At 72.7% G+C, this 17,301-nt stretch carries 15 protein-coding genes, 1 tRNA gene and 1 other RNA gene; 5 read left to right on the top strand and 12 right to left on the bottom strand.

What is annotated here, in order from left to right; translation table 11 throughout:
- The 3 genes from ABD347_RS08180 to ABD347_RS08170 form a co-directional block, all read right to left on the bottom strand.
- Positions 1-297, bottom strand: coding sequence for a type II toxin-antitoxin system VapB family antitoxin (locus ABD347_RS08180; RefSeq protein WP_003999914.1), 297 nt, complete (start codon positions 295-297; stop codon positions 1-3).
- A gap of 221 nt (positions 298-518) precedes the next feature.
- Positions 519-2,063: a M28 family metallopeptidase gene (locus tag ABD347_RS08175; RefSeq protein ID WP_344358546.1), complete on the bottom strand. Its 1,545-nt coding sequence runs from the start codon at positions 2,061-2,063 to the stop codon at positions 519-521.
- 138 nt (positions 2,064-2,201) lie between these two features.
- A complete protein-coding gene (locus tag ABD347_RS08170) occupies positions 2,202-2,861 on the bottom strand; it encodes an HhH-GPD-type base excision DNA repair protein (RefSeq protein WP_344358326.1) in 660 nt (219 codons plus the stop codon).
- Between the two features lie 224 nt (positions 2,862-3,085).
- Here ABD347_RS08170 and ABD347_RS08165 point away from each other — a divergent pair, with 224 nt between their 5' ends.
- Complete coding sequence (locus ABD347_RS08165) at positions 3,086-3,349, top strand: hypothetical protein (protein WP_344358324.1); 264 nt, start codon at positions 3,086-3,088, stop codon at positions 3,347-3,349.
- Positions 3,350-3,584: 235 nt separating this feature from the next.
- Complete coding sequence (locus ABD347_RS08160; protein WP_344358321.1) at positions 3,585-6,845, top strand: AfsR/SARP family transcriptional regulator; 3,261 nt, start codon at positions 3,585-3,587, stop codon at positions 6,843-6,845.
- A gap of 80 nt (positions 6,846-6,925) precedes the next feature.
- On the opposite strand, the gene ABD347_RS08155 is transcribed toward ABD347_RS08160, so the two are convergent.
- The 6 genes from ABD347_RS08155 to ABD347_RS08130 all read right to left on the bottom strand — a co-directional run bounded on the left by ABD347_RS08155 (position 6,926) and on the right by ABD347_RS08130 (position 13,410).
- On the bottom strand, positions 6,926-7,144 hold the full coding sequence (locus ABD347_RS08155) for a hypothetical protein (protein WP_344358319.1): 219 nt from the start codon (positions 7,142-7,144) through the stop codon (positions 6,926-6,928).
- A 142-nt stretch (positions 7,145-7,286) separates the two neighbouring features.
- Positions 7,287-8,723: an MFS transporter gene (locus ABD347_RS08150; RefSeq protein WP_344358317.1), complete on the bottom strand. Its 1,437-nt coding sequence runs from the start codon at positions 8,721-8,723 to the stop codon at positions 7,287-7,289.
- Between the two features lie 169 nt (positions 8,724-8,892).
- Positions 8,893-10,179 (bottom strand): hypothetical protein, encoded by a 1,287-nt coding sequence (locus ABD347_RS08145; protein WP_344358313.1) that lies wholly within the window; start codon positions 10,177-10,179, stop codon positions 8,893-8,895.
- A gap of 368 nt (positions 10,180-10,547) precedes the next feature.
- Positions 10,548-10,892 carry a hypothetical protein gene (locus ABD347_RS08140; protein ID WP_344358310.1) on the bottom strand — a complete coding sequence of 115 codons (345 nt, stop codon included), beginning with the start codon at positions 10,890-10,892 and terminating at the stop codon, positions 10,548-10,550.
- Between the two features lie 183 nt (positions 10,893-11,075).
- The gene (locus ABD347_RS08135) at positions 11,076-11,984 is read right to left on the bottom strand and encodes a LysR family transcriptional regulator (protein WP_344358307.1); all 909 of its coding nucleotides are present in this window, start codon (positions 11,982-11,984) and stop codon (positions 11,076-11,078) included.
- A 79-nt stretch (positions 11,985-12,063) separates the two neighbouring features.
- Positions 12,064-13,410, bottom strand: a complete 1,347-nt coding sequence (locus ABD347_RS08130) for an ATP-grasp domain-containing protein (RefSeq protein ID WP_344358304.1) — start codon at positions 13,408-13,410, stop codon at positions 12,064-12,066.
- Positions 13,411-13,516: 106 nt separating this feature from the next.
- On the opposite strand from ABD347_RS08130, the gene ABD347_RS08125 reads away from it, so the two are divergent.
- Complete coding sequence (locus tag ABD347_RS08125; RefSeq protein WP_344358301.1) at positions 13,517-13,993, top strand: tetratricopeptide repeat protein; 477 nt, start codon at positions 13,517-13,519, stop codon at positions 13,991-13,993.
- A gap of 438 nt (positions 13,994-14,431) precedes the next feature.
- Here the strand turns inward: ABD347_RS08125 and ABD347_RS08120 are convergent, their stop codons facing one another.
- From ABD347_RS08120 to ABD347_RS08110, 3 genes are all read right to left on the bottom strand, one after another.
- Entirely contained in the window at positions 14,432-14,857 is a 426-nt protein-coding gene (locus ABD347_RS08120) for a hypothetical protein (RefSeq protein ID WP_344358299.1), read from the bottom strand.
- Positions 14,854-15,132 (bottom strand): ribbon-helix-helix domain-containing protein, encoded by a 279-nt coding sequence (locus ABD347_RS08115; protein ID WP_344358296.1) that lies wholly within the window; start codon positions 15,130-15,132, stop codon positions 14,854-14,856. The genes ABD347_RS08120 and ABD347_RS08115 overlap by 4 nt, the downstream gene beginning before the upstream one ends.
- A gap of 420 nt (positions 15,133-15,552) precedes the next feature.
- Positions 15,553-15,640: transfer RNA gene (locus tag ABD347_RS08110), tRNA-Ser, on the bottom strand.
- Between the two features lie 119 nt (positions 15,641-15,759).
- On the opposite strand from ABD347_RS08110, the gene ffs reads away from it, so the two are divergent.
- Both ffs and ABD347_RS08100 read left to right on the top strand, forming a co-directional pair.
- An RNA gene (gene ffs, locus ABD347_RS08105) (signal recognition particle sRNA small type) lies at positions 15,760-15,858 on the top strand.
- A 60-nt stretch (positions 15,859-15,918) separates the two neighbouring features.
- Positions 15,919-17,301 (top strand): DNA polymerase III subunit gamma and tau (locus tag ABD347_RS08100; protein ID WP_344358293.1); only part of this gene is annotated, 1,383 nt, incomplete at its 3' end.

Here is a 17,301-nt window from a genome sequence, read left to right as displayed (position 1 = left end):
TCAGTCCAGTTCGAGCACGCGGGCGTGGAGCACCTGGCGCTGCTGCAGGGCCGCGCGCACGGCGCGGTGCAGTCCGTCCTCGAGGTAGAGGTCGCCCTGCCACTTCACGACGTGCGCGAAGAGGTCGCCGTAGAACGTCGAGTCCTCGGCGAGGAGCGTCTCCAGGTCCAGCTGGCCCTTGGTGGTCACGAGCTGATCGAGGCGGACCGGGCGCGGCGCGACATCCGCCCACTGCCGGGTGCTTTCCCGGCCGTGGTCGGGATACGGCCGCCCGTTACCGATGCGCTTGAAGATCACACGGAAAGCCTACCCGGCAAGCGGCTCCCGGCGCAGCCACGCGACGCCGGTGCGATGCGGCCGGATTTCCCGCAAACCGGGACAGGTGGGGGCGAGGCCCGGTGTCCGCGCGGGCGGAGCGCGGGACGGAGCGCAGGACGGCGCGCCGCGGGGGGTGCCCCGTGGCGCGCCGTCCGGGCGGGTCGCCCGTCTCGCCCGTCCCGCCCGTGTCTCCCGGGCCCTTACTCGGTCACGTCGTGGTCGTGGCCGTCGTGCAGACCGCCGCCGCTGCCCGCGTCGCCGTCCGTGGGCACGGTGACGACCGGCTTGCGCAGCGAGCTGAGGTCGTGGGCGTAGACGCCCACGGCGTTGGCGATGACGTCGATGTTGGCGTCGAACGCCGTCATGTTGACGTTGTTGATGTCGTCGCACTCGGCGTGGTAGCACGCGTCGTACGCGACTCCCGCCGTGCCGCCGAACTTCTCCACCTGCTTGGCGGTCTTGAGGCCCTCGGCGCCGGTGAACGTGCCGCCGGAGGGGATGCCGATCTCGATGAACGGACCGTAGTCGGAGCGGCCGGTGAAGTCGGTGCCCTCGTGCGGGCGGCCCTGCTTGTCCATGAACTCGTTGATGTCGCGCTCGATCTGCGCGGAGCCGGCGGGACCGGCGGGCGCGCCGACGCCGTCGGAGTCGTCGCCGTCGTACACGAACAGCCCGTAGTTCGGCGAGGCGATCATGTCGAAGTTCAGGTAGAGCTTGATCTCCTTGCGGTCCAGCTCGCTGAGGTTGGCGACGTAGTGCTCGGAGCCGAGCAGGCCGTTCTCCTCCGCGGACCACCAGGCGAAGCGCACCTTGTTGGTGGGCCTCTCCTTGGACTTGGCGAGGTCCAGGGCGACTTCCAGCAGACCGGCGGAGCCGGAGCCGTTGTCGTTGATGCCGGGGCCGGCGGCCACCGAGTCGAGGTGCGCGCCGAGCATCACGGTGTTGGCGGCGTTGCCGCGGGCGGTCTCCGCGATGACGTTGTTGGTGGTCCGCTTCTCCTGGAGCTGGCGGATCTCGAAGTCGACCTCCACCGGGCTCTTGGCCAGGTCGGCGACGAGTTTCTCGCCGTCGGCCTGGGAGATGCCGCCGGTCGGGATCTTGCCGGCCGCCGGGTCGCCGAGGGTGCCGCCGAGGGTGCCGGGGACGTTGTTGTAGATGATCGCGCCGGTGGCGCCCGCCGCGGCCGCCTGGGCCTGCTTGTCGGCGAAGGTGCAGCCGCCGCGCTTGATCAGGGCGATCTTGCCGGTGAAGGTGCCGGACGCGTAGTCGGCGGCCTCGCAGCCGGGCGTCGCGTCGTCCGCGGGCGCCGGGACGGCGGCGAGGCCGGCCTTCACCCCGCCGACCGGCGTCGACCTGGTGTATGTCATCGCGCCGATGGTGATGTCACGCGGCGACGGTGAGACGACCGAGAGCCGCTCCGCCTGGGTCTGGGTGTAGATGAACTCGAACTTCTGGTACGAGACCTGGTAACCGGCCTTCTTGAGCTGCTGGTACACGTACGCGGCCGAGGCGTCGTGTCCGAGCGAGCCGGCCGCCCGGTGGCCGTCGGCCGAGTCGGCTATCTGCTGAAACTTCTCCAGGTGCCTGTAGGCGTCCTGGCCGGACGCCTCCCGCACCAGCTTCTTGGAGAGTTTCGCGGCGTCCTTGGCCGCTTCCTTGCCGGGGTCGTGCCGGCCGGCGGAAGCGGGGGACGCGGAAGCCAGCAGGAGCGGGGTCGCGAGTGCGGCTGCGGCCAGGGTGGCCACGGCTCTGCGATGGGATGCGTTCACAGAGGTCCTTCCCGGGGGGAACGAGGTTGAAGGGAAGCTAGCGATCTCCCACGCTCCTGTGAACAGATGTGCCCCAACTCATACGCCGTTCCGTACGTTTGGCAACGGAACATGTCACTCCGGCGCCGAAGTTCCAGAGTCGCCGACCGATTCGGCACCCTTGGCGGTCTTGGCACCCTTGGCCGTCTTGGCCGTCTTGGCCGTCTTCGCGGCGCGCTTGGCCTCCTGCTTGTACGCGCGGACCCTGGCCAGCGACTCGGGCCCGGTGATGTCGGCGGCCGAGCGGTACGCGCCCTCCTCGCCGTACGCGCCCGCCGCCTCCCGCCAGCCCTCGGGCCGTACGCCGTACCGCTTGCCCAGCAGCGCCAGGAAGATCTGCGCCTTCTGCCTGCCGAACCCGGGCAGTGCGAGCAGCCGGCCCAACAGCTCCTCGCCGGTGGCGGCGTCCGACCAGACGGCGCTCGCGTCACCGGCGTACTCGTCCACCAGGTACTGGCACAGCTGCTGTACCCGCCTGGCCATCGAGCCGGGGTAGCGGTGCACGGCGGGCTTCGCGGAGAGGAGGGCGACGAAGGCCTCCGGGTCGTACGCCGCGATCTCGTGCGCGTCCAGGTCGTCGGCGTTCATGCGCCGCGCGATCGTGTACGGGCCGGAGAACGCCCACTCCATGGGGACCTGCTGGTCCAGGAGCATGCCGACGAGCACGGCGAGCGGACTGCGGCCCAGCAGCTCGTCGGCCTCGGGCTGCTGGGCGAGGCGGATCGTGGTCGTCATGATTCGATGATCGCGCCGGTCCCGACGGGCCGCACGGCGGAGGCGTCGGTCGGGCTCGGTGGCGGGACCGGCCGACGCCCTGCCGGCCGTCCCGTGGGTCCACGGCCGGCTCCCGGGACTTGCTGGACGCCGACTCCGATCACTGCGCGGGCGCCGTCGAGAACCCGGCGGCCGGGGCCCACGCCGACGTCACGGGCAGGCCTGGAGGCCGGCATCCCGGCCCCGTGGCCGCCGACCACCTCGGCGACGACGGGGCGTACGGCGGGAGACCGGAGTCCTGCGAGTACGGCTCCGGCATCGTCGCGGCGGCACCTGCCGGGCGCCTGCCGGGCACCCCGGCCGCCCGGCCCGGCCGCCTGGGCCCGCTGCCCCGCCCCGGCCGCCCGCCCCGGCCGCCCGCCCCGGCGCCGGCCGCCCCAGGCCCGGGGCTCCACCTCCATCCGGCCGGCCCGGGCGGTCTCCGCCCCCGCACCACCACGGGAGCCTGACCGACACGCACGCGCCCTCCGCCATGGCGCCCGCCGCCCTCGCCGGTGCCGAGGCTGTGGACGCGGGGGGTGGGCGCGAACGTGGCGGTACGCCGCCGGAAGCCCGGACGGCGAGGACCGGCCCCCGGCCGCAGGCTCCTCGCCCCCGACGCATTTCCGCTGATCAGGCTGGCGTGAGCCATTGCCCTGGAGACCCACGAGACTAGGATCGCCGGACCAGCGGAAGGGGGCGCGCGTGGATTTCGGGGCAGGTCTTCGTTTTCACGTCCTCGGCACGATGGAAGCCTGGTACGCGGGGACGCGGCTGCGGCTCGGCGGCGTGATCCAGGAGCGCATCCTCGGCACCCTGCTCCTGGAGCACGGGAGAGTCGTCCCCGTCGCGCGGCTCGTCGAGGCGGCCTGGGACGAGGCGCCGCCCTCCAGCGCGGGGCACCAGGTGCGCAAGGCGGTGTCGGACCTGCGCCGGCGCATCCCGGGCGGCGCGGGGGTCATCGTCACGGACGGCCCGGGGTACCGCGCCGAGAGCTCCGGGTACGGGCTGGATCTGGCCGAGTTCGCCGACGCGCTGCGTGCGGCGCGGGAGGCCGTCCCGCTCGGCAGGCGCCAGGAGGCGGCCGACGCGCTGGGCCGGGCGCTGGCGCTGTGGCGCGGGCCGGTCATGGCGGGGCGCGGCGGCAGGGTGATCGAGGCGGCGGCGGCCGTGTGGGAGGAGCGCCGGCTGGCGGCGGCCGAGCAGCACTACGAGCTGCGTCTCGCTCTGGGAGAGTCCGGTGAACTGGTCGGTGATCTGCGCGGACTCGTGTCGCAGCACCCGCTGCGGGAGGCACTGCGCGGGCACCTGATGCTGGCCCTGTACCGGGCGGGGCGGGGAGCGGAGGCCCTGGAGGAGTTCCGTGCGGTGCGGGCGCTCCTCGCGGAGGAGCTGGGCATCGACCCCGGTGCGCGGCTGGTGGCGCTGCACGAGCGGATGCTGCGGGAGGACCCGGCGCTCGCCGCGCCTCTCCGGATCGCCGGCCCCGTACCCGTACCCGTACCGGACACTCCGGGGACAGGGACAGGGACAGGGACAGGGACAGGGACCGGTACGGGCACGGGCACGGCGGGGTCGCGGCCGGGTGCGGGGCCCGCGGACCCGGCCACGCACGGCGCGCCCGTGCCGGAGGCGACGGCGCCGGCCGGTGAGCGCGGCGGGGCGGCAACGGGAGCAACGCCCTCGTCCACCTCCGATCCCGCGCACCCGCAGGGCATCCGCGCCCTGCCGTACGACCTCCCGGACTTCACCGGCCGCGACGAGGAGCTGGAGGCGCTGCTCGCCCATGCCCGCCGCTCCGGTGGCGAGTCGACGCGCGTCATCGCGATCGACGGGATGGGCGGCGCCGGGAAGACGGCGCTGGCCGTGCACGCCGCCCACCGGCTCGCCCCGTACTACCCCGACGGCCAGCTCCACATCGATCTGCGCGGCTTCACCCCCGGCGAGAGCCCGTTCCAGCCCGGCGCGGCCCTGGAGAGTCTGCTGCGGGGGCTGGGCCCCTCCGACCGGCCCCTCCCCGAGGGCGTGCAGGAACGTGCCCGCGTGTGGCGGGCGGCGCTGGCGGACAAGCGGGTCCTGGTCCTGCTGGACAACGCCGCGGACACCGCCCAGGTGCTGCCGCTGCTGCCCGCGTCCCCGGGTTGCCTGGTCCTGGTCACCAGCCGGGCCCGGCTGGTGGACCTCGACGGCGCGGAGTGGTTCTCCATCGGCATGCTGGCGCCCGGGGACAGCGCGGCGCTCCTCGCCGAGACCCTCGGTGCCGCGCGTACGGCCGCGGAACCGGAGGCGGTGGCCGAACTGGCCGAGCTGTGCGGCGGGCTGCCCCTCGCCCTGCGCATCGCGGCGGCCCGGCTGCGCAACCGGCCCCGGTGGACGGTGCGCCACCTGGTGGAGCGGCTCAGGCACGAGACGCGGCGGCTGGACGAGCTGAGCGCCGGACAGCGCAGCGTCACGGCCGCGCTGGAGCTGTCGTACCAGTCGCTGGGAGCACGGCAGCGGGCCGTGTTCCAGCTGCTGGGGCAGCACCCCGGCGTGGAGATCGACGTCTGGTCGGCGGCGGCGCTGGCGGGCGCGCCGGCCCGCGAGGTGGAGGACGTACTGGAACACCTGCTGGACGTCCACCTCCTCCAGCAGCACACCGAGGAGCTGTACAACTTCCACGACCTGGTACGCAGCTTCGCCCGGTCGCTACGGGCCCCGGAGAGCGGCGCCGGGACCGGAGGAGCGGGCGGTGACGGGGTCGGAGGAGCGGACGGTGACGGTGTGGGCGTCGTGGCGGAACGCCTCCTTCCGTACTACCTGGGAGCGACGGAGGCGGCGTGCGCGGTGCTCTTCCCCGACCGGCTGCGGTACGCGACGGGTGCCACCGTGCCGGTGGAGCTGCCGACCTTCCCCACGGCCCACGACGCGCTGGCCTGGTTCGACCGGGAGCAGCACGCGATCCGGCTCGCCCTGGACCGGGCGGGAGACGCGGCGGACCAGCGGTGTGTGCTGCACCTCTCCCGGAACCTCGCCTTCTACTACTACACGCGCAGCCGCGTCGAGGAGCAGGCGGCGCAGGGCCTCGCCGCCGTCCGCGCCGCACGCCGCCTGGGCGACCCGACGCTGGTGAGCCTGAGCCTGAACAACCTGGCCGTGGCGTACTGGAGGCTCGGCCGGTTCACCGACGGCGTGGCGGCGGCCTCCGAGGCGCTGGAGATCTCCCGGCGGTCCGGCGACCGGCAGCACGAGGCCATCAGCGTCGGCCGGCTCGGTCTGCTGCACAGCGCGCTCGGGGACGTCGCCACCGCGCTCCGCCACCTGGAACGGGCGGTGGTGCTGCGCAAGGAGAGCGGCGACGAGGTCGGTGAGGCCGAGAGCTGGAACAACCTCAGCCCCGTCTACCGCTGGCTCGGCCGGTTCACCGAGGCCGCCGGGGCGGCACGGCGGGCCGTGCTCATCAACCGGCGGATCGGCTCGTACGACAACGAGAAGATGGCCTTGATCGAACTGGCGGCCACCCACCTGGCCACCGGTGACGTCCAGGAGGCGCTCGGCACCCTCGAACGGGCCCTGGCGCTCGGTGACGAGACCCGCAGGTCGGAGAACCACGCCCTCGCCCTGGCGTTCGCGGCGGAGGCCCGGCAGCTCCTCGGCGACCGGGCGCGTGCCCTCGCGGACGCGGACCGGGCCCTGGACATCGTCGCCCGCTCGGGGGCGAGGCTCCGGTCCGCCGAGGTCGAGAACATCGTGGGCCGGGTCCACCGCCGGAGCGGTGACCCGACCGGAGCGCTGCGGCTGCACGCGAGCGCCCTGCGGCGCTGCACCGAACTCGGCTACCGGGTGGAAGCCGCCTGCGCCCTGGCGGGCCTGGCCCGCGCCGCCGAGGATGCGGGAGACACCCGGGCGGCCGGGGAACACCGCCGCGAGGCCGACGCGCTCCTGGACCGCCTGGGCCTTCCGGCCACCCACCGCACCTGGGCCTGACGAACACCCCCGGCCCGCCGGGGCACCCCCGGGAGTCGCCCGGCCAGGGGCCGCGCCACCGCGCCGGTTCAGGCCCCGGTTCAGGCTCCGGCGGAGGTCCCGGCGGGGGAGCCCTCGGCAGAGGCCCCGGTCACGGCCGCCACTCCGGGCTTCGGGGCCGACGGTCCCTCGTCACCCGCGACGACCCGCGACGTACCGCCGGGCACCTGGCCCGCGTGCGCCGCCGTGGCAACGCCCCCCACCGCGACCGCGAACACCATGACGAGTCCTCCGGCCACTCTGGCCACCCTGCTGCGCATGTCCCACCCCTTGGATCAGTCCGTCCGGTTGCTCTTGGTGCTCCCGATACTGGTGGTGGGGGTTCCCGAACCCGTCCCCTTCCCTTCCCCCGTCTTCCTCGGGGGACGGTACCGAGCGGACGTCCGTACGTCAGGAGGGCGGTCAGGACGGTGTCGTCGCGGTCGCCCGCTCCTTCTCGGCCCGTCCGTCCGCCGTGCCGCCGTCCTTCTCGGCCCGTCCGTCCGCCGTGCCGCCGTCCTTCTCGGCCCGTCCGTCCGCCGTGCCACCGTCCGTCTCCGCAGGGCCGGCGGCGCTGTCCGGCCCGTCGGTGCGCAGCGCCCGCAGGTCCACCCATCGCACGGTGGCCAGCGTCAGCAGGACGGGCAGTACGCCGCCGAGCACGAACAGCCAGACGATGAAGTCGCGGTCCGGGCTCAGGCCGGCCAGCACCGCCGACAGCGGGACGAGGGCCAGGGAGCCCAGCCAGTCGATGCTGATGACGCGGCCGCGGACGGCGTTGGGCACCGAGGTCTGCACCAGCGTCGACCAGTACACGTTGCCGACGGTCGAGAAGAACCCGTACATGGCGCCCAGCGGCAGCAGCATCCAGAAGGACGGTACGAAGACCATCAGCGCGAGCGGGGCGGCACCGACCGTCCAGGCCAGCAGCATCCGGCGCGGGTAGTCACGCGGTGGCTTGTGCGAGGCGAGTACCAGCGACCCGACCACCGCGGCGATACCGGTGACGGCGATGAGCGCCCCGTAGTCACGGGCGTCGCCACCCAGGTCGTTGTGGATGACGAACGGCAGCAGGATCTGTCGCGGCCCCGACTGGAGGAGCAGGACGAGGCCGGACCAGACGATCAGGACCCACAGCCAGCGCTCGCTGAAGAGGTAGCGCAGCGCCTCGCGGTACGGGACACCGTCCGCGTCGGCCGCCTCGGTGCCGGCCCCGGCCTCGGCCCGGGTCTCGTCCTCGGAGGCGTTCATGGAGGCGTTCACGGAACGGGGCACGACGATCATCGCCACACATGCGGCCGCGACACCGAAGCTGACCGCGTTCAGCACGATGATGCTGAGCGCGTCGATCAGCGAGATGAGCAGTCCGCCGACCGCCGGCCCGACCATCCTGACGGCCAGGGACCGTACGACCGACTCCATCGCGTTGGCGGCGTGCAGGTCGTCCTTCGGCACCAGGTCGGGAGTGAAGGCGTCCGACGCCGGGCCGCTGATCGCCGCGGCGGCGCCCAGCACGAACGCGGCGCCGACCAGCTGCCAGATCTGCAGGCTCCCCGTCAGGTGGACGACGGCGAGCGCGGTCAGGACGGTGAAGGCGGCCGCGTACGACCAGCCGATGACCAGCTTGCGCGGGTACCGGTCGGCGAGGGCACCTCCGATCAGGACGCAGGAGATGAGGCCGACGGCCTCGGCGCCCACCACCATCGCCAGATCGGAGCTGTTGCCGCCCAGCTCCATCGCGACCCAGGGCAGGGCGACCAGCCAGACGCCGTCCCCGAGCATGCTGATGACGAAGGAGATGAAGAGCAGTCGGTAGTTCCGGTGCCGCAAGGGCGCCAGTGGCGTGGACAGGGACAGCATCGGATTCCCAACTCCGGTAGGGCACCTGGGGGTGAGGACGGGGCGACGCGTGGCGCCGTGGACGCGGCCGGCGTCGTCGCGGCGGCCGCGCCCACGGTCGTGGGAGGGGGCAGGGTGTGGGGCGTGGGGCGTGGGGTCGTGGAGTCGCGGGGTCGTGGGATCACCCGGGTCAGGAGGCGGCGGGGACCTTCCTGCGCAGGGCGACCCGGATCTCCTTGCCGTCCTTGCCCTTGATCATCATCACGGACGGCGTGGAGTGGGTGACGGGCATCGCCCGCAGCTGCTTCTGGTCGGCGACCCTGGCCTCGTAGTACTCGCGGCCCGCCGGCACGGTGTTGGCCCGCAGGGACGGGATCGGGCGCTTGGCGACCGGCCAGTCGATGACGTCGTTGCCCGGCTGGTACTCGCTCCCGTCCTCGGGCAGGAGGGTGCGCGGCCGGTTGACCGTGTAGACGTTCTCCAGGTGCTCGAAGGCGTGGCCCACTCCCGGCGGGATCAGCAGGTAGCGCTCCGGGTCGGGGAAGAACCGGTAGGTGACGTCGGCACCGTACGTCGGTGAGTCCACCCGCGTGTCGATGAGGTGGAGCGTGACCTCCTGGTCGCGGGGTCCGGCGAAGGTCAGCCGGTCCTCCTGGCCCAGGTGGATCCCGTACGCGTCGTGCGTGTAAGCGGTCTCACCGTGGTCGATGAAGTACAGCGGGTGCCGGTCCAGGAGGGCGGAGAAGCCGGACTCCGGACCGGAGGAGATCACCGGGTGCCGCACCCAGCCGAGACCGAACACCTCGGCCAGGGGCTCCCAGTTCTTCCGCTCACTGCGCTGGAGGAGCCTGCGCAGTTCCACCCGGCGGACGGTGCCGTCGGCCAGCCGCACGTCGCGGGTGACGGGGTACTCGTACGCCACCTTGGGGATCATGGCGCGCTGCTGGGCGGCGACCATGTCGTACCAGAGTTCGCTCGCCGGGTGGGAGTTGGGCTTGTAGAGCGGCAGGTTCTCGTCGGTGACGTCGAGCGGGAGGTTGATGATGTCCGCGTCGGGCTGCCAGTCGAGCGTGCCGTGCACCCATTCCTCGGGGTCGGGCAGGAAGAGCTCGTAGGAGTTGATCGTGTTGACGTACTCCAGGCCGTCGAAGGTGTGGGCCACGCCCGGCGGGATGTAGAGCGCCCGGGCCGACCCGGGGGCCCAGGTGTGCACCTCTCGGACGCCGGCCGTCGGGGAGCCCTCACGGCAGTCGATGAAGTGGCCGGTGACCGTCCCGGTGCTGGGGCCGAGGAAGGTCAGGACGTCCGCCTGGCCGAGGTGGATGCCGTAGTGCCCGTAGCTGAATTTCGTTTCGCCGTGGAACACGAGCGTCGCCGGCCGCAGCGTCGGAAAGGGGACGACGTAGGAATCGTTCCCGTTCTCGATCCGCCAGTTTTCCTGCCAGCAAAGTCCATCAATGGAGAACGGCTCGTTCACAATGGTCCCTCTTTCTTTCGTCGTGTCGGCCGGTGGCGGGGCGGTGGCCGGCGGCCCGGAGAATCGTCCGGGAAGCGCCCGGGAGAAGCTCCCTGGACAAGTACCCGGGAGAACCGTCCGGGTGGAGAGACCCGGAAGGCCTGGGAGGCCCGGAAGGATCCGGAGAGAACCCAGGAAAGGGTCACGGAAATAACCCGGAAAGGGTCACGGAAAGGACCCGGAAAAGGCCCGGAAGGAAACCCGGAGAAGGTCCGGAAAGAATCCGGGGAAGGCCCGGAAACGGCCCGGGAAGGCCCGGAAGGCGGTCCCGGGGCGGCCCGGTCCCGGACCCTGGGGTCCGGGACCGGACCGTGCCGCCCCTTGCCGCGTCAGGCGAGGATCTCGACCTCGTAGCCCGCCGCCTCGGCGGCGGCGCGCAGGTCCTCGATGGACGTGGTCGGGAGCTCGTCGAAGATCTCCGCGACGGCGGCCTGCTTGATGCCGGCCAGCGAGGCGGAGAGGCGAGCGGCCTGGTCGGCACCTTCGAACTTGGTGAACGCCAGGTTCGTCAGCAGCGTCTGCAGGGCCTCGTCACCGGAGGCGGCGGCGTCGCGGAGCTTCGCCATGGTCTCGTCGTCCACGCCGCTCCAGTCGGCGTCGAACTGCGCGCCGGAGGCGTACAGGCCGGTCAGCATCTGGTGGGCCTGGGTGGTGGTGATCGCCTTGCTGTTCATGGTCGACTCCTTTTTCGCCGAGCACGGTCACGGTATTTCCGCTGTGAGGGGCGGTCCGTGTTGATGATGTGATTCCATCAGCCGGCGCGGGGTCGGTCAATGAATTCCTCATCGGCTTACGGCAATTCGGCATTCGGACATTCCGATGGGTGGGGATCCGGTGCTGGGAAAAGGCCAGGTGGGTCATGCCGCGGCGGCTTTCTGCTCCTCGGCGAGGAAGGCACCGGTCTGCTCGACGAAGAGCCGCATTTCACGGGTCAGGCAGGTGCGGCGGCGCCGGACGAGCTGGGTGAACACCTCGAAGGGCGGCCGCCAGGCCAGCGCGACCAGCGCGCCGCCTGCCACGTCCTCCCGTACGGCGACGGCGGGCAGCAGCCCCACCCCGAGTCCGGCCGCCGCCCACCGCTTGGTCGACTCGACGGTCCCCGACTCCAGCAGCGGTACGGGAGCCCCAGGACGGCTGCGCAACTCCGCCTCCAGCAGCCGCCGGTGGCCACGCCCCGACTCCGGCGCCAGTACCGGTACGTCCCGCAGGTCCGCCGAGGTGACCCGCGCCCGCCCCGCCAGCGGGTGTCCGGGACCGGCGACCGCGACCAGCGGCTCGGGCCCGAGGACCTCGCTGTCCACCCCGCGGTGCTGCGTCTCGGCCGACATCAGCAGGCCGAGGTCGACCGTGCCCTGCCGCAGGGCGTGCAGGATCTCCGTTCCGGACCCCGGTCTGAGCACCAACTGGAGCCCGGGGTAACGGTGGTGGAAGTACTCCAGGACGGGCGGCAGCCGGTAGGTGGCGAGCGTCTCCATGGTGCCGATGACCAGTTGCCCCGACGGCTCGGGCGGACCGGCCGTCGCCCCGCGTGCCTCGTCGGCGAGGGACAGCAGGCGTTCCGCGTACGGGAGCAGCCGCTGGCCGGCCGGGGTGAGCCGGACCTGCCGGCCGGAGAGCCGCTCGAACAGCGCGACTCCCAGGGAGTTCTCCAGACCCCTGATCTGTCCCGTGACGCTGGACTGCGCGTAGTTGAGTTCGGCCGCCGCCCGGCTGAAGCTGAGCAGCGTGGCGGCCCTCTGGAAGGTCGTGAGCTGGCGAATGTCCACCTGTGGTCCGTCCTCCGGATCGTTGCGTCCTGCTGGCTTCCCTGGTCGAGGTCGGTTGCGGTTCACCGGTCCGTACGCCTCACGTGATGCGCGCGGCTTCCGGACGGTTCTCGTGCGGCGCCCCCAGCAGCCTCCGGGCGGCGGCAAGGTGCCGGGCGGCATCCCCCGGCCCGTCCCCCACGACGACCACCCGTACGCGGAGCCCGGCCGGTGCCCGTACGTCCACGGCCCGCGCCCGTCCCTCGTCGGCACGTACGTCGTCGGCCCGTCCCTCGTCGGCACGTGCGTCGTCGGCCCGTCCCTCATCGGCGCGGACGTCGTCGGCCCGTACGTCGACGTCGCGGACGTACGGCAGCGCCCGGAGCGCGTCGATCGCGGGGCCGCCGGGTGGGCGTGCGCCGGGGAGCCGGACGAAACCGGCCATGGCGGTGCGGCCGAGGGCGGGCGGGGTCAGGAGACCGCCGGTGAGCGCCCGGAACGACTCCGCCTCCAGGTCCGTGCCGCGGGCCAGCTCCACGAGCAGGGGGATGCCGTCCCCGCCGAGGCCCGCGCGGGAAGCCAGGACACGGATCCCGTCCGGCGTCCGCACCACCGTGGTGTGCGTGGGACCGTTCTCGAATCCGGCGAGGTCCAGCAGCGCGCACACCGCCGACCGGATCTCCGCCTCGGCACGGTCGCCGAGCGGCGCGGGATGCACGTGGGAGACCGTCTCGAAGTGCGGCGGACCGGTGGTCCGGGTGGTCGTGATGCCGGCGACCTGGTGCATCCCGTCGACGCTGAGCGTCTCCACGGCGTACTGGGGACCGGGCAGGTACTCCTCGACGAGGAAGGGCCCGGGCGTGCCGCGGGCCACCACCGCCCGTTCCCAGTCGGCCAGCCCGTACGGCCCCCGCAGCAGCGTCGCCCCGCACGAACCCGACACCTCCGCGGACTTGACCACGACGGGGAAGCCCGCGAACCGCGTCACCGCCCGCCGGACCGCGGCGGCGTCGACGGCGCGCTCGGCCCGTACGCGCAGGCGGGGGTAGCTCCACAGCAGCTCCCGCATCGCACCCCGGTCGCCGAGCGTCCGTACGGCGTCCACGGGGTTGGCCCCGAGCCCCAGGGCCTCGGCCTCCGCGAGGACGGGGGTCACGGCCCGGGCGCCGCCCAGGTGCAGCACATGGGTCACCCGGTGCTCGCGGGCGGTACGGGCGATGAGGGCGCGCAAGCCCGCCTCGTCGTCCAGGTCGGCCAGCAGCAGCCGCTCGGAGTGCCGGGCCACCTCGTCGAGATAGGCCCGCTCGCGAAGCGCCGGGTCCCACACCGACCACACCCGGCATCCCGCCGCGGCGGCCGTGCGTACGAGCCGTTCCGAGGGCAGCACCATCAGGACGCGTTCCGCGGACCGGGTGTCCGGCGGGGAGCCGGACAGGGTGTCCGTCATGGGGCGGCCTCCTCCATCGACTGCGGCGAGTCTGGCGGGAGGGCTTCCCGATCCGTTCCCTCGTGGTTCCGGCCCCGCGGGAAGCCGGCGCTGCGACGATGTGCGCATGAGCGCAACGGAAGACGACCACCTCGAAGTTACCCGCCGCGAACTGCTGGACCTGGTCGCCCGCGACCCGGACGACGCGCGCGTGAACTACCGCGCGGCCTGCGTCCACGACCGGCTGGGCCTGGAGGCCGAGGCGATCCCCTTCTACGAGCGCTGCCTGGCCGGCACCGGCCTCCCGGACGAGGACCGCCGCGGCGCCCTCCTGGGCCTGGGCAGCACCTACCGCGTACTCGGCCAGTACGCCCGCGCCGTGGAGACCTTCCGCCGCGGCGTGGCGGAGTACCCGGACGACGGCGGTCTGCGGACCTTCCTGGCCATGGCCCTCTACAACACGGGCGACCACCACGAGGCCATGGGCATCCTGCTGGACCTCCTCGCGACCACGAGCCAGGACCCCTCCGTCCAGCAGTACCGCCGCGCCATCGACCTGTACGCCAAGGACCTCGACGCCACGGCCGGGCCGCTCGCCGGGTGAAAGCCGGAGGGCCGGCCCGCTCCCGCGGACCAGCCCTCCGGAGCGAGCAGCGCGGGCCGGGTCACACGTCCGAAGTGAAGACGGTGACTTGCCCCTTCCGCTGTCGGGCCACGACGGCGGACGCGGCATCGATCGCGTACTTGTGCCCGTGCCCGTGCCCGTGCCCGTGCAACCCGGCATCGGTCGGCGGCCGACGTGCCTGGCGGGCGTCGTCCTTCCCGATGCCGACGACCTGGAGCCGGGAAGTGCCCAGTGGCGTGGTCCGCCGTGGAAGGCCTGCACCGCCCTGGCCGACGGCTGACCGCTGGTGAGCCGCAACCTCAAGGGGAGCGATCGAAGCCGGGCTCTTCCCGGCCTGGGGCGCAGTGCGGGATGGGGCGGGCGGTGGACGGTGCTGGACGGGGGCGAACGAGACCAGAACTGAGACCGGGCGCCGGGTCATACCTTCTTGACGACAATGGTGTCCGGGAGGAGCTTCTCCAGGTCGTCCACGTCCGAGGTGAAGACGGTGACCTGCCCCTTCTGCCGGCGTGCGATGACAGCGAGCACGGCATCGATCGCGTACTCGTGACCGTGCAGCTTGGCGTCAGCCAGGAGGCGCCGGGCCTGGCGGGCCTCGTCCTTTCCGATGTCGGCGACCATGAGCCGGGAGAGCACCCAGTCCCAGCGTTGTTCGGTTGTTCTGCCGTCGTACGCCTCGATCAGCGTCAGCGGGGACGTCACCACTTCGGCTTCACCCCGGGCCGCGAGGTCGAGCCAGGCGATCATCTTCCGGTCGCCGCGCACGGCCAGGGACAGGGCTTCGCAGTCGAGTACGAAGACGCGCAGTGGCCGCTGGCTGTGCTCACCGGCGCGTTTCTTCACGCGGCCTCTCCGGCGTTGTGTCCTCCGGTGGTGCGGCGGCGCTCGTGCTCAGCGTCGAGATCTTCCAGTCCTGCGAGTGCTGCCGCGTGCTCGTCCTCGGTGACCGGGCCGTGTTCATCCTGCAGCCAGTCGACCAGCTCCAGCAGCCGGTCCCGGTCGCGCTTGAACCGCAGTGCTTCGGCCACATACGCCGAGAGTCCCCGCTCGGCCGCGTCGGCGCGGATCTCCTCGAGGAGGTCTTCGGGAATCGTCACAGTGACTTTCTTCGTCGCCATATACGAGACCATACTCCTGGTGTAAGCACCCTTACCAGGGCTGCTGAACCAGTCAGGCTCGGGACGCGGAGGGTTGATCACGAAGTCTGGGCAGGGCCTGAGGCCGGGCCGCATGCCCTGCGGCCCGACCCCAGGCGTGTTTCACCGGCGGAGCTCAGCGCACAGGCCGGATGGGGGCGCTCAGGCGGCGGTGTCGCCGTCCGCTGTCGCCGTCGGCCGGCCCTCGGCCGAGAAGCCGAGCGCGCCGACTGCGGCCAGATGATGCGGCGCTACGGGCGGAACGCCGCCATGTACTGCAACGTGTGCCGGTCCGTCCTCAACAGGCGGTAGACGGGAACTGCGACGAAAACTGCGACCACGCACGTCGAAGGGCCCCACCGCGAACGGTGGAGCCCTTCGACATCGTGCCCGGTGAGGCACTGGCGGAGGATACGAGATTCGAACTCGTGAGGGGTTGCCCCCAACACGCTTTCCAAGCGTGCGCCCTAGGCCTCTAGGCGAATCCTCCGCCGCAAACAATACAAGACGTTGAGGAGTGCTCGCGAACCCGTTCCCTCCGGCCGCCGGCCGATGGTGTCCGAGGGGCCCGGGGGTGCTCCGGGAGGCCGGGGCATCGGGTAGGCTGGGCGCAGCCCCTCACGTGGCGCTATCTGACTGAACTCCCCCAGGGCCGGAAGGCAGCAAGGGTAGGTCGGCTCTGGCGGGTGCGTGAGGGGCGCTTGCGTTGGGGGCGGGGGTCGCGGTGGGCCGGGTCGTTTGTCGGTGGGGCCCGATATCGTCGTAAGGGTGTCGTCCCTTGCGCTGTACCGCCGCTATCGCCCCGAGTCCTTCGCCGAGGTCATCGGGCAGGAGCATGTCACCGACCCGCTGCAGCAGGCCCTGCGGAACAACCGGGTCAATCACGCGTACCTGTTCAGCGGGCCGCGCGGGTGCGGCAAGACGACCAGTGCGAGGATCCTGGCCCGCTGCCTGAACTGTGAGCAGGGCCCCACGCCCACCCCCTGCGGGGAGTGCCAGTCCTGCCAGGACCTGGCCAGGAACGGGCCGGGGTCGATCGATGTCATCGAGATCGACGCCGCGTCCCACGGTGGCGTGGACGACGCCCGTGACCTGCGGGAGAAGGCCTTCTTCGGGCCGGCGAGCAGTCGCTACAAGATCTACATCATCGACGAGGCCCACATGGTCACTTCGGCGGGCTTCAACGCCTTGCTGAAGGTGGTCGAGGAGCCGCCGGAGCACTTGAAGTTCATCTTCGCGACGACGGAGCCCGAGAAGGTCATCGGGACCATCCGGTCGCGTACGCACCACTACCCCTTCCGGCTCGTGCCGCCCGGGACGCTCCGGGAGTACCTGGGCGAGGTGTGCGGCAAGGAGGGGATCCCGGTCGAGGACGGGGTGCTGCCGCTCGTCGTGCGGGCCGGGGCCGGGTCGGTGCGTGACTCGATGTCCGTCATGGACCAGCTGCTGGCCGGCGCCGCCGAGGACGGTGTGACATACGCCATGGCCACGGCGCTCCTCGGCTACACGGACGGCTCGCTGCTCGACTCGGTGGTGGACGCGTTCGCCGCCGGGGACGGGGCCGCCGCGTTCGAGGTGGTCGACCGGGTCATCGAGGGCGGCAACGACCCCCGGCGGTTCGTGACCGACCTGCTGGAGCGGCTGCGCGACCTGGTGATCCTGGCGGCGGTGCCGGACGCCGCCGAGAAGGGGCTCATCGACGCGCCCGCCGACGTGGTCGAGCGGATGCAGGCCCAGGCGTCGGTGTTCGGCGCCGCCGAGCTCAGCCGGGCCGCCGACATCGTGAACACCGGGCTCACCGAGATGCGCGGGGCGACCTCGCCCCGGCTCCAGCTGGAGCTGATCTGCGCCCGGGTGCTGCTGCCCGCGGCGTTCACCGACGAGCGGTCGCTGCTGGCCCGGCTGGACCGGCTGGAGCGCGGCTCGGTGGTCCAGGGCGCCGCCTTCCAGGCGACGGGGCCGGGGCCCGCCATGGGATACGTACCCGGGCCCGAGGCCCACGCCCAGGTGCCGCCCGCCGGGCCGGGCGGTGGGCCCGCCGCTGCCCGGGCGGCGGTACGGGGGCCGGGCGACGCCCCTGCTCCGGGACCCGCGCCCGCCCAGGTGCCCGCTCCCAAGCCCGCGGCGGCGCCCAAGCCGGCGCCCGCCTCG

Origin of the sequence: Streptomyces gobitricini (genome assembly GCF_039532985.1) — a bacterium.
GTDB classification, from domain to species: Bacteria; Actinomycetota; Actinomycetes; order Streptomycetales; family Streptomycetaceae; genus Streptomyces; species Streptomyces gobitricini.
The sequence above is the reverse complement of the archived record's forward strand: the minus strand, read 5'-3'. Positions and strand labels throughout refer to the sequence as shown.

Excerpts from the sequence above, each read along its gene's own strand:
- ABD347_RS08170 (WP_344358326.1), bottom strand. The coding sequence starts at position 2,861 with ATGACGACCACGATCCGCCTCGCCCAGCAGCCCGAGGCCGACGAGCTG.
- ABD347_RS08155 (WP_344358319.1), bottom strand. The coding sequence starts at position 7,144 with ATGCGCAGCAGGGTGGCCAGAGTGGCCGGAGGACTCGTCATGGTGTTC.
- ABD347_RS08150 (WP_344358317.1), bottom strand. The coding sequence starts at position 8,723 with ATGCTGTCCCTGTCCACGCCACTGGCGCCCTTGCGGCACCGGAACTAC.
- ABD347_RS08140 (WP_344358310.1), bottom strand. The coding sequence starts at position 10,892 with ATGAACAGCAAGGCGATCACCACCACCCAGGCCCACCAGATGCTGACC.
- ABD347_RS08130 (WP_344358304.1), bottom strand. The coding sequence starts at position 13,410 with ATGACGGACACCCTGTCCGGCTCCCCGCCGGACACCCGGTCCGCGGAA.
- ABD347_RS08125 (WP_344358301.1), top strand. The coding sequence starts at position 13,517 with ATGAGCGCAACGGAAGACGACCACCTCGAAGTTACCCGCCGCGAACTG.
- ABD347_RS08115 (WP_344358296.1), bottom strand. The coding sequence starts at position 15,132 with ATGGCGACGAAGAAAGTCACTGTGACGATTCCCGAAGACCTCCTCGAG.